The 12,183-nt window shown below is 39.6% G+C and carries 12 protein-coding genes; 6 read left to right on the top strand and 6 right to left on the bottom strand.

The genetic code is table 11. From position 1 onward, the window contains the following. The first annotated feature begins 28 nt into the window (after positions 1-28). From PVK62_RS11090 to PVK62_RS11075, 4 genes are all read left to right on the top strand, one after another. Entirely contained in the window at positions 29-259 is a 231-nt protein-coding gene (locus PVK62_RS11090) for a hypothetical protein (protein ID WP_274444366.1), read from the top strand. 133 nt (positions 260-392) lie between these two features. Next, on the top strand, positions 393-2,216 hold the full coding sequence (locus PVK62_RS11085) for an assimilatory sulfite reductase (NADPH) flavoprotein subunit (RefSeq protein ID WP_274444365.1): 1,824 nt from the start codon (positions 393-395) through the stop codon (positions 2,214-2,216). Next, on the top strand, positions 2,216-3,946 hold the full coding sequence (gene cysI, locus PVK62_RS11080) for an assimilatory sulfite reductase (NADPH) hemoprotein subunit (RefSeq protein WP_274444364.1): 1,731 nt from the start codon (positions 2,216-2,218) through the stop codon (positions 3,944-3,946). The genes PVK62_RS11085 and cysI overlap by 1 nt, the downstream gene beginning before the upstream one ends. Further along, complete coding sequence (locus tag PVK62_RS11075) at positions 3,939-4,700, top strand: phosphoadenylyl-sulfate reductase (protein ID WP_274444363.1); 762 nt, start codon at positions 3,939-3,941, stop codon at positions 4,698-4,700. The genes cysI and PVK62_RS11075 overlap by 8 nt, the downstream gene beginning before the upstream one ends. 66 nt (positions 4,701-4,766) lie before the next feature. On the opposite strand, the gene PVK62_RS11070 is transcribed toward PVK62_RS11075, so the two are convergent. Continuing rightward, positions 4,767-5,234: a DUF2780 domain-containing protein gene (locus PVK62_RS11070; protein ID WP_274444362.1), complete on the bottom strand. Its 468-nt coding sequence runs from the start codon at positions 5,232-5,234 to the stop codon at positions 4,767-4,769. Positions 5,235-5,357: 123 nt separating this feature from the next. Next, positions 5,358-5,978, bottom strand: coding sequence for an FKBP-type peptidyl-prolyl cis-trans isomerase (locus PVK62_RS11065; RefSeq protein ID WP_274444360.1), 621 nt, complete (start codon positions 5,976-5,978; stop codon positions 5,358-5,360). A 139-nt stretch (positions 5,979-6,117) separates the two neighbouring features. Between PVK62_RS11065 and PVK62_RS11060 the strand changes: the two genes are divergently transcribed. After that, positions 6,118-6,786: a LysM-like peptidoglycan-binding domain-containing protein gene (locus tag PVK62_RS11060; protein ID WP_274444359.1), complete on the top strand. Its 669-nt coding sequence runs from the start codon at positions 6,118-6,120 to the stop codon at positions 6,784-6,786. Between the two features lie 26 nt (positions 6,787-6,812). Here PVK62_RS11060 and PVK62_RS11055 read toward each other — a convergent pair whose 3' ends face one another. From PVK62_RS11055 to PVK62_RS11040, 4 genes are all read right to left on the bottom strand, one after another. Continuing rightward, positions 6,813-7,661, bottom strand: a complete 849-nt coding sequence (locus PVK62_RS11055; RefSeq protein WP_274444433.1) for a DMT family transporter — start codon at positions 7,659-7,661, stop codon at positions 6,813-6,815. Positions 7,662-7,680: 19 nt separating this feature from the next. Next, the gene (locus PVK62_RS11050) at positions 7,681-8,133 is read right to left on the bottom strand and encodes a GNAT family N-acetyltransferase (RefSeq protein WP_274444358.1); all 453 of its coding nucleotides are present in this window, start codon (positions 8,131-8,133) and stop codon (positions 7,681-7,683) included. Positions 8,134-8,198: 65 nt separating this feature from the next. After that, on the bottom strand, positions 8,199-8,768 hold the full coding sequence (locus PVK62_RS11045; RefSeq protein WP_274444357.1) for a Crp/Fnr family transcriptional regulator: 570 nt from the start codon (positions 8,766-8,768) through the stop codon (positions 8,199-8,201). Positions 8,769-8,901: 133 nt separating this feature from the next. Continuing rightward, positions 8,902-10,884, bottom strand: a complete 1,983-nt coding sequence (locus PVK62_RS11040; protein ID WP_274444355.1) for a bifunctional 2',3'-cyclic-nucleotide 2'-phosphodiesterase/3'-nucleotidase — start codon at positions 10,882-10,884, stop codon at positions 8,902-8,904. A gap of 299 nt (positions 10,885-11,183) precedes the next feature. Here PVK62_RS11040 and cysD point away from each other — a divergent pair, with 299 nt between their 5' ends. Beyond that, positions 11,184-12,161 carry a sulfate adenylyltransferase subunit CysD gene (gene cysD / locus PVK62_RS11035; protein ID WP_274444354.1) on the top strand — a complete coding sequence of 326 codons (978 nt, stop codon included), beginning with the start codon at positions 11,184-11,186 and terminating at the stop codon, positions 12,159-12,161. The last annotated feature ends 22 nt before the right edge of the window (positions 12,162-12,183 follow it).

The raw sequence follows: 12,183 nt of genomic DNA, 5'->3' as shown, positions 1-12,183 counted from the left end.
GATATTCATATTTGGTAAGGATGCAGTTATGACGACATTAAGTGAATTAAAATTGATGTACCAAGAAGAGCAATTAGTAGAAGCTGTAATTGAGCCCGTAATGCTTGAAGGCCCTTGGATTGTTGAATTTCGCAATGTACGTGGAGGCCTTGTTTTGCTTACCGATATGAAAGGTGGGGAGATGAAATACAGGGACCTAGAGTCTGCTTCGAAAAGTGCGTTAGCGGTTGGATTTAACCAAGTCAGGATTAATGATTAACTTCATTTTTAGCTGAATTAATTAACGCAAACATTTCTTTCTTCCAAAAAGTTATAAAACATACCTATCTATTCTTTCTTGTTATAGAAAAGAGTCGCTAATCTAATATGACGCAATGAATAGGGATGTCGTCATGTTATTAAAGGAACTCTCCGCACTCGCTAGTCCACTTAATGATCAACAAATAGGTCAATTACAGCTAGCGGCTTCAGAATTATCTCCACAACAACTTGCTTGGGTGAGTGGTTATTTTTGGGGTGTAAGCCAAACTTCTGGTGCAGCACAACCAATTAGTCAAGCCGCCGCCGCAGTATCAAGTGAGCCTGCAGGTAAGCTATCAATCATTTATGCTTCGCAAACAGGCAATGCTAAAGGGGTTGCTGAAGCATTAAAAGCAGAAGCGTCTGCCTCTGGGATCCGTGTTGAGCTATTTGATGCCAGTGACTACAAAGGTAAAAACCTCGCTAAAGAAACCCACGTTATTATTGTTGCATCCACTAATGGTGAGGGTGAAGCCCCTGACAATGCCATTGAGTTGCATGAATATCTTCAATCTAAAAAAGCACCAAAATTAGATAACTTAAAATACGCAGTGATTGGTTTGGGGGATTCGAGCTACGAGTTCTTCTGCCAAACAGGTAAAGATTTTGATGCGTACTTATCTAAGAAGGGCGCGACGCCATTTATTGAACGTATTGATCTTGATGTTGATTATGAAGCCCCTGCGGCTGAATGGCGCAAGCAAGCGTTAGAGAAAGTAAAGGAAACATTGGCAACCGGTGATGATGCTAACAATGGACAGGTAGTGCAATTACCTGTGGGCCAAGCTGCGCATAGCCACTCTCAATATTCAAAACAAAACCCTTATACAGCAACGTTATTAGCAAGCTCAAAAATAACAGGCCGAGATTCAGGTAAAGATGTTCGTCATATTGAAATTGATCTGGAAGGTTCAGGCTTAACTTATCAGCCGGGTGACGCACTTGGTGTTTGGTTTGAAAATAGTTCAGAGTTAGCTACTGCGATCTTAAAACAAGTGGGTCTAACAGGTGAAGAGCAAATTGATGTTGATGGGGAGTCAATCTCTCTACAAAAAGCGTTAGTTGAGAAATATGAAATTACCTCATCAAACCCACAGCAAGTAGCTAAATTTTCAGAGTTATCAGGCAGTAAAAAACTAGAAAAATTGGCACAAGATAAAGATAAATTACGTCATTATGCCGGTAACACTCAAGTTATTGATCTGCTATCAGAAAAGAAAACCAAGCTAACGGCAGAGCAATTAGTTGGTTTACTTCGCCGTCTAACCCCTCGTTTATATTCTATTGCTTCAAGCCAAACAGAAGTCGATGAAGAAGTGCATTTAACCGTTGCTGTTGTTGAATACCAACAAGGTGATGATACTCGATTTGGTGGTGCTTCTAGTTTCCTATCTCATCGTTTGGAAGAGGGCGATGCAGTAAAAGTGTTTATTGAGCACAACAATAATTTCAAACTTCCTCAAGATGATAATGCCCCTGTGATCATGATTGGTCCTGGTACGGGGATCGCACCATTCCGCTCATTTGTACAGGATCGTGACAACCGTAATGCAGAAGGTAAAAACTGGTTATTCTTTGGTGATAGAACCTTTACACAAGATTTCTTATACCAAGTGGAATGGCAGAAGTATTTAAAATCAGGCGTTGTAAATCAACTAGATGTTGCATTTAGTCGAGATCAACAAGAAAAAGTCTATGTACAGCATCGTATTTTAGAGCATTCAGAACAAGTGTGGCAGTGGCTACAAGATGGCGCTTATATCTACGTGTGTGGTGATGCAACTCGCATGGCAAAAGATGTACATGACGCGTTAATTACTATTGTTGAACAGCAAGGCAAGAAGAACAGAGAAGAAGCAGAACAGTTTGTAAATGATCTGCGTAAGGCGAAACGTTACCAAAGGGATGTGTACTAATGAGCGAACAAATTGCAGTAAAAACAATCTTATCAGGCACTGAACTTGGCCCATTAGCGGATAATGAGCGTCTAAAGCGTGAAAGTGAAAATCTTCGAGGGACGATCGTGGCGGATCTTCAAGATCGCATTACCGGTGGTTTTACTAAAGATAATTTCCAATTGATCCGTTTCCACGGTATGTATCAACAAGATGATAGAGATATTCGTGCTGAGCGTGCAAAACAAAAATTAGAGCCTCTGCATAACGTAATGCTGCGTGCACGTATGCCTGGGGGGATCATTACACCAAAGCAGTGGTTGGCGATTGATAAATTTGCAGAAGAAAATACTTCTTATGGCAGCTTACGTTTAACTACTCGTCAAACCTTTCAATTTCATGGTGTTCTGAAACCAAACATTAAGTTAATGCATCAAACATTAAATAGTATTGGTATTGATTCAATTGCCACAGCAGGAGATGTAAACCGAAACGTGTTGTGTACGACTAACCCGGTCGAATCTGAATTACATCAAGAAGCGTACGAGTGGGCGAAAAAAATCAGTGAACACCTACTACCAAAAACACGTGCCTATGCTGAGATTTGGCTAGATGGTGAGAAGTTAGAAACGACCGATGAAGAGCCAATTTTAGGCAGTAACTATCTTCCTCGTAAATTTAAAACGACGGTTGTGATCCCACCGCAAAATGATGTCGATGTGCATGCGAATGATCTCAATTTCATTGCCATTGCTGATAATGGAAAGCTGGTTGGTTTTAATGTTCTTGTGGGGGGCGGGCTTGCAATGACCCATGGCGATACAGCCACTTACCCACGTAAAGCCGATGATTTCGGTTTTGTATCATTAGAGAAAACGTTAGAAGTAGCAGCCGCTGTTGTGACGACTCAGCGTGATTGGGGTAACCGTTCAAATCGTAAAAATGCAAAAACAAAATATACGCTAGATCGTGTAGGTGTTGATGTATTTAAAGCCGAAGTGGAAAAACGTGCTGGTATTCAATTTGAAGCAAGCCGCCCTTATGAGCTTACGGAACGTGGTGATCGAATCGGTTGGGTTGAAGGCATTGATGGTAAGCATCATTTAGCATTATTTATTGAAAATGGCCGTTTATTAGATTATCCGGGTAAGCCATTAAAAACAGGGGTGGCTGAGATTGCCAAGATCCACCAAGGTGATTTTAGAATGACGGCTAACCAGAATTTAATTGTTGCTGGTGTACCTACTGAGCAAAAAGATCAGATAGAGCAAATTGCTCGTGAGCATGGCTTAATTGACGATGGGCATTCAGAGCAGCGTAAAAACTCAATGGCGTGTGTCGCATTTCCTACTTGTCCATTAGCGATGGCAGAGGCTGAGCGTTTCTTGCCTGAGTTTGTAACTGAAATAGAAGATGTACTCAAAAAACATAAGCTACCAGAAGAAGACAATATTATTTTCCGTGTCACGGGATGCCCAAATGGTTGTGGCCGTGCAATGCTTGCTGAAATAGGTTTAGTTGGTAAAGCGCCGGGACGTTATAACTTCCATTTAGGTGGTAATCGCAGTGGTACTCGTGTACCTAAAATGTATAAAGAGAACATTACAGACCGCCAAATTCTATCAGAGATAGATGAACTTGTTGGTCGTTGGGCTACTGAGCGTCAAGGTAATGAAGGCTTTGGTGATTTTACCATTAGAGCTGGCATTGTAGATGAAGTGATAGTATCAAAAAGGGACTTTTATGCCTAAATTGCAATTGTCAGAGCTGTTGTCATTAACTAAAGTTGAGCAAATTTTACGCTTATCTGAAGTGAATGCAGAGCTTGAAGTGCTGACTGCTCAAGAGCGAATTTTGTGGGCGTTAGAAAACTTAGAAGGAAAGCCTGCTGTCTCCTCAAGTTTTGGTATTCAAGCAGCAGTGATGTTGCAATTGGTCACTGATGCAAAAGCGGATACTCCGGTTATTTTAACCGACACCGGATATTTATTTCCTGAAACTTATCAGTTTGTTGATCAACTCACTGAGCGACTAAAACTAAATCTGCATGTGTTTACAGCACAAGAGAGTCCAAACTGGCAAGAAGCTCGTTATGGCAAATTGTGGGAAAAGGGCGTTGAGGGGATAGAGCAATATAATAGGCTAAATAAGGTTCAACCTATGCGTCGAGCGCTTGATCAGCTTGAAGTGGGGGTTTGGTTTTCTGGTTTACGCCGTGAGCAATCAAGTTCTCGTGCTAATTTACCAGTACTTAGCATTCAAAATGGGGTATTTAAATTTTTACCGGTATTGGATTGGAGTAACAAAGATGTACATCATTTTTTAGAAGAGCGTGATTTACCTTATCATCCATTACGTGATGAGGGTTATCTCTCTGTCGGTGATACACACACAACTCAAAAATGGGAGCCGGGAATGAAAGAAGAGGAAACTCGATTCTTTGGTTTAAAAAGAGAGTGTGGATTGCATGAAGATGATGGTGAGACTGCAGGTTCAGGAATATAAATAGTTTGTTTTAATGATAAAAAGACAGCGTGATAAGCGCTGTCTTTTTTATTTACCGCTGAAAGATTATTTCCACAATGAAGTCAAAGAGTTAACTAAGCCTGAGCTTGCATCTTGTGATGTTAAGTATTGGGTAATTAAAGGTGTAAATTGGGAAATCAAGGCAGGGTCTAGACCCAGAGCGGAAAAGGCTGCTTTCACACTGTCCATATTCGAAATCATGCTTCCTAGACCACTTGGAATAGAACCAGTTAGGGATTCTAAGCCTGGGATCATGCTATTAAGTTCAGAGCTTTCAGAGCTTGATAAACCATTACCCGCCATTGCAAGTAATGCACCTGCACCGCCAGCGGCTTGATCTGCTGAGATACCTAGATTATCTGTTAGCATTCCAACCAATGGGTTTGATGCCGCCACTTGCTCTGTATTTTTTTCTTTATCACCGCCACCAAATAGGTTTGAAAGAAAAGCATTGGCAGGCGCTGCGGCAGTAAGAGAAAGCGCTAGAGTTGATAAGATTAACGTTTTTTTCATTGTCATTTCCTTTTAACATTGTGATATTGTTTTTCTAACATTATAACCAGAGTATGACATAAAAAAAAGCGATGCCCATAAGCATCGCTTTCTAATTTCATTTTTAATCTTTTTTGAGAAAGATTAGATGATGTCTAGTAGTTCAACTTCAAATACTAGAGCAGCATATGGAGGGATTGCAGCGCCAGCGCCACGCTCACCGTATGCAAGGTCTTGTGGGATAGAAAGTTTCCACTTAGAACCTACAGGCATTAGCTGAAGAGCTTCAACCCAACCAGCGATAACGCCAGTTACTGGGAATTCAGCAGGTTGACCGCGCTCTACAGAGCTGTCAAATACGGTACCGTCAGTTAGCATACCGTGGTAGTGAACACGTACTGTTTTATCAGAAGTTGGAATTTCACCAGTACCTACAGTTAGTACTTCATATTGAAGACCAGATTCAAGTACAGTTACTTCTGAACGAAGAGCGTTATCAGCTAGGAAAGCTTCACCGTCAGCAGCAGCTGCTTTAGATGCTTCAGCACGCGCTTCTTCAGCACGCATGTGAAGTGCTTGAAGTGCTTCGTTGATAGCGTCAACTTCGATTTCTGGCATGTCGCCAGTTAGTGAAGTAGCGATACCTTTAGCGATAGCTGCAACATTTAGGCCTTCAAGACCAGATTGTGCTAGTTGTTGACCCATTTGAAGGCCAATACCGTAACTTGCTCTTTGCTCTACTGTTTCTAATTTAACTTCAGACATGCTGTCTCTCTTTCTTTATATGGTATAAACGAAAGACTAAAGGATACAGAGATCTAAGCTTAAGGTAAACTTTTGTACTTCTTTGCACTCTGATATTAGAATAAAACGTGAGCTAACCAGTTTCGCATGAGGCGATGGCATGAATAAAAAGAAAAAAATGAATATAAAACGTCCAGACTTCTCTGAGCAGTTGGCAATTATGAAAAATAAGTGCGAGCCGCTTTTAAAGAAAGTCTCACCTTATTGGCTGCGCTTACCTGATTTTCATCAAAAGGCATTAAAAATTTTAGTTCCTGTTACCTTTGTTTTAATTTTATTACCAAGTGGTTCAGAAGAAGAGGTTGAGAGTATTCAGCCTACAATGATCCCTGCGCCTGAAATGGAGAGACAAAGTGTCAGTTTGAATCTTGAAGGGCTGAGTGAGCAAGAGGCTGCATTTCGTGATGTACCTTCTGTTTATGAAGTAGAACAAAAACAAGAAAAAAGAGAAGCAGAGCCAGTAGATAAAACAGCGGAAGTGAAAACATCACAACCAACTCAAAGCTCTGCAAAATGGCATGATTATCAAATTCAAGCCGGTGATACGCTTTATCAAGTATTTAGAAAAAATAATCTTCCGCTTACCGAATTAAATAAAGTGGTAAAAATAGAAGGCGCCGATAAGCCTCTGAGTAACATAAAAAAAGGTCAGCTATTTCGTTTTAAACTGAATCAAAAAGGAGAGTTAGACATTCTCCAGATAGAACGAGATAACCAAGCAATCATGTATTTTAGAATGTCTGATGGTAATTTCGGGCGCAGTAAGTAAAGATCTATTCGAGTGCTCTACAATGATTATCTTCCTCTTACTTTCTTTAACCACGTTTTAGGCATAAGAGGGAGAATGATTAATGCAATCCCCATTACCGTTAATAAATCCGGCACCTCATCAAACCACATCACACCAAATAGAACGACAAAAATTAATCCTGAATATTCAGCCAAAGATATTTGGGTTGCTGGTGCTTTTTTATATGCCATGGTTGCTAGGCCATTGTAACTAATAATAAAGGTAGCACTTAATGCGATCCAAAAGATTTCATTATGAGTTAATGGCTGCCAGTAAAACCAAGCCAAGCCTCCTGATACTGGTAGAGATAATAAGGTTGTCCAAAATAGAGTGGTGATTACCGATTGTTCATTAGGTATTTTCCGAACCAAAATATTGTATGACGCTAAGGTCATTGCGGTGCCGAGTGCAAAAATTGCCGCCCAATGAAATTGAGAGGGACGCAAAATAATAACAACGCCAATAAATCCAACGATGGTCTGAAGTACTTTTTTAGCCGAGGGTCTTTCATTGAGTAACAGCATTGAAAGCGGGATCATCAATAATGGAGCGGTATAAAAAACGGCATTGGCAGTAGCAAGAGATAAATAAGTAATAGATACCACCATGCAACAACTGCCAACTAAGAGAATGTGAGATCTTAATACCGTTATTTTCGGGTTACTTAACTTTTTTGATGCTGAAGATTGGCGTATCCAAAAAGGAAAAAGAAGGGCGAGAGAGATCAGTTGGCGAAGAAAAATATATTGAAAAGGTGATACTCCACCATCAAGAACTTTTACTGCAACATCAGATAGAGATGCCAATAAGTTACCTAATATAAGTAAGATAATTGCGAGGTTGACTGGTGTCATCATAGGTTTCATTTTCGCACTACTTAGCTAATCGCATATCGACATGAGGAATATCATCCTCAAGATACATATCAGAAATAACGTTAAAACCATGTTTTTGATAAAAGTGGCTTAAATGCTCCTGAGCACCAATATCAATAGTTTCACCTGGCCATAATTCTTCACATAATAGTAGAGCTTGCGAGATAAGCTCATGCCCTAGGCCATTACCTCTGGCTGTTTCTTTTGTTGCGACTCTGCCAATACTTGGATTGCGATAACTAATCCCCGCAGGAAGTAATCGAGCACAGGCGATTATTTCATTATTTTTAGTCCCAATTAAATGATAAACGCCTTCATGGCAATCTTTGCCATCTAACTCAGGGTATGGACAGGTTTGCTCTACGACAAAAACGTCAACTCTTAAACGAATCAGTTCGTACAGTTGTGCGGTAGTTAAGTCATTAAAAAGTATGTTTTGCCAATGGATCATAGAAACTATCTCGATCAAAAAAGAAGTTCATCAAGATACCTATTTTGACTTTTTTAGGCATTAACTTATGTTAACTTTTTTATTCTATTTTTAATGCGGCTTAAGCTGATGTGAGTGATCCCCAGGTAAGCGGCTACTTGATAATCACTTAATTGTGAATGCAAGTCAGGGTAGTGTTGACAGAAAATTTCGTAACGAGACTGAGGGGAGTAAAGTAACATAAAACGCTCTTTTCTCTCTTTATAGACTAATTGAGTTTCTAGTAGCTTGATATAAAGAAGGTTGGCGTCTTTTCGCCATTGATTAAGTAATGTAATCGGTAATGCGATTAATCTGGTTGGCGTAATTGTTTCAAGAGTATAGGGAGATGGAGTTTGATCTAATAATTCTTCAAATCCTACCACCCAATCACCTTTCCAATAAAACTCTTTACTAAACTGCTTACCTTGCTCTGTGAGGTAGCAAGAATGACAAAACCCATCGATAAGAAAATAAAACTCACTAGCAGCACTATTTTGGTGAATGAGTGTAGACTTCGCGGGAAGAACTTTGAGGTTACTTAATTTAATTAATTGAGTAATCTCTTGAGGGGTAAACCCGTAAGATCCAAGTTGAGCAGTAAAAAGATCAGTCATAGTGTAAGTACTTTTAGTGTGTTTTTTTATTAGAAAAGAGTTCTATTTTCTAGAGTAAAATGCAGTATATAGATAAAAAAATAGCATGGTGAAATCACCATGCTATTTATGCTGTAGAAAATGTAGATTTTATTTATTTTGCCAAATCAATTTGGTATACCGCAAAGCCAACATCATCGGTTGCAACGCGTTTCATTGGGTATTGTCCCTTGTCTTTAATAAACTGAGCCGCTTTATCACTTGGTGAGGTTTCAAAGCGAATGTCCAGCTTCTTATTGCTCTTAATTGGAGCAAAAGACCAGTTGTTGTCTGCTGTTGGTTTCACTTGGCCTTCTTCTTTACTTACACGTGAAATGTAACTAGAAAGAACCGTACGGTTTTCATCTGGTGCATCAAATGCAATGAAATCAGTACCTGTGCCAGGGAATTTGTTGCTGTAAGCGCGGTAGTTGTTAGTTGCGATAAGGAAGTCTTGCTTCATATCAATCGCTTTATCTTGGTAAGTTAGACCAACAATACGCTCTGAACCTTCGTTAATTACGTTACAGTCACCATCATATTTTGCTGGTTGAGTAACATCGATTTGATAGTTAACGCCATCAATCACATCAAAGTTATAGGTACGGAAGCCATCCCAATTAATTAATTGTTGTGGCGCTGTGCTATTGATGTCGATTTGTTTAAATTGACCTGCAGAACATTCAAGCCACTCTTTTACTTCGTGACCTGTTACTTTCATTGCCACTAGAGTATTTGGGTATAGGTATAAGTCAGCTGCATTACGGAACGTTAATTGGCCCGACTCAACTTCAGTGAAGTTGGTAGGATCATTGCCACGGCCGCCAGCTTTAAATGGAGCCGCTGCAGAAAGTACAGGTGTGCCATCTAAATCAGGGTCACCCTGAATGAAGCGTTCTACGTAATCTTTTTGCGCTAGGTTAACGATTTGAACAGTAGGATCATCTTGCACTAATGCTAAGAAACTATACATAACATCGTCAGCTTTACCGATAGGTTGGTTAACGAAATTACGAGTGCCTTTATGATCAGCTTCTAGTGCTTTAATAATGCCTTCATCAGCTGCTGCTAATGATTTTTTCTCTTTTTTATCAAAGATAGGGCGAGCTTCAGATTGGCCTTTTACTACAATCCATTTGCCATCTTTTTGCTCTAGAGTTAAATCCATCACACCAACGTGGCTACCCCAGCGTCCAGGCATTACAGCAGCAACACCATTCATTGTGCCATTTTGATTATCAATACCTTGCATGTTATCAAACCCTTTACCAGGGAAGACTGCATGAGAATGGCCGAATGCGATAGCATCAATACCGTCTATTTCAGATAAGTAAAACGTTGAGTTTTCTTCGCCTTGCTTATATGGATCAGTAGATACGCCTGAGTGCGGGATTGCAACAATAACATCAGCGCCTTCTGCTTTCATTTGAGGAACAAGTTCATTGGCTGTTTCGATAATGTCACGAGCAATGACTTTACCCTCAAGATTCTTTTTATCCCACACCATGATTTGTGGTGGAACAAAACCGATGTAACCCACTTTAATTTCGTGATCTACACCAGCAGTATCTTTAAACGTATGCGTTTTAATGATGTAAGGCGTAAAGTAATGCTCTTTTGTTTCAGCATCGTATACGTTTGCACTGATGTAAGGGAAATCAGCGTCGTTAATTGATTCTGCTAAGAAATCTAGACCGTAGTTAAATTCATGGTTGCCTAGATTAGCTGCATCATAATCGAGTTGATTCATCGCTTTATATGCAGGATGAACTTCACCTGTTTCAATACCTTTATCTGCCATGTAGTCACCCATTGGGCTACCTTGCAGTAAATCACCGTTATCAACAAGAACACTGTTTGTTACTTCATCGCGAGCTTCTTTTACTAAAGTTGCAGTGCGTGCTAAACCAATTTTTTGAGAGGGTTTATCTTTGTAGTAATCGTAATCCATTAGGTTGGTATGGATATCTGTTGTTTCTACAACACGTAGTTTAATCACTTCGTTTGTGTCTACTGGTGATGGTGTACAGCCAGAAATTGTTAGTAAGCCTAAGCCCGCTAATACAGCAAGTGAAACAGGTTTAGCAGAGAGTTTCATCGTATTCTCCAAAAGGTGATAATCATAAAAACGCCGATAAGATAACAGATTGGTTATGTTATCAATGTAACTGGATTCTTAATGTGTGCGGTTGATCCAGTCTCTGTGTGGTTTACGGTAACAAGATCACAGCTTAAACAAGATTTTACATACTGTTTTTCTATTGATTATTTTTTGTAAAACTTTCGTTAGCATTAAATCGAATAAAAAATGAAATTTTAGCATTTCAGGTAATAAAGCAACCCGTCTATAGTGACTTTATTGGAATGAAAAATAGCCATCGCGAGAAAAGAGCATTGATGTTTGTTAGAGCAATTAATGCTGTTAGTGATGTCATTGCCAAATTTAGCCTAAAGGACAAAACACACATGGACGCAAAACGATTAACCCACCTACAACAGCTTGAAGCTGAAAGTATTCACATTATTCGTGAAGTTGCTGCTGAGTTTGATAACCCAGTAATGATGTATTCAATTGGTAAAGATTCTTCTGTGATGCTGCATCTTGCTCGTAAAGCTTTTTATCCAGGAAAAATTCCATTTCCTCTTTTACACGTTGATACTGATTGGAAATTCAAAGAGATGATTGAATTTCGTGAAAAAACTGCAAAGAAATATGGTTTTGACCTATTAGTACATAAAAACCCTGAAGGTATGGCAATGGGAATTAACCCATTTGTTCATGGTTCATCAAAGCACACCGATGTCATGAAAACTCAGGGTTTAAAGCAAGCACTAAATAAATATGGGTTTGATGCGGCTTTTGGTGGTGCGCGTCGTGATGAAGAAAAATCTCGTGCCAAAGAGCGAGTGTATTCTTTCAGAGATAAAAATCATACGTGGGACCCAAAAAATCAGCGACCAGAGTTATGGAATACTTATAACGGCCAAGTAAATAAAGGCGAAAGCATTCGAGTTTTCCCATTATCGAATTGGACAGAGTTGGATATTTGGCAATACATCTATTTAGAGAACATTGAAATCGTGCCTCTTTATTTATCTGAGAAACGCCCTGTGGTTGAGCGTGATGGCATGTTGATCATGGTAGACGATGAGCGTTTAGAATTAGAAGAAGGCGAAGAGATCCAACATAAAGACATTCGCTTTAGAACTTTGGGTTGTTATCCATTAACAGGTGCTGTGGAATCAACAGCAAACACCTTACCTGAAATCATTGAAGAAATGCTGGTTGCCACCTCAAGTGAGCGTCAAGGCCGCGCGATAGATCATGATTCATCGGGCTCAATGGAGTTGAAAAAACGTCAAGGTTACTTTTAATATCAAGCATCTAAGGAAGGAT

The organism is Aliivibrio sp. S3MY1 (assembly GCF_028765575.1).
GTDB lineage: Bacteria > Pseudomonadota > Gammaproteobacteria > Enterobacterales > Vibrionaceae > Aliivibrio.
Note: the sequence above shows the minus strand (reverse complement) of the source record. Positions and strands in the feature narration are given on the sequence as shown.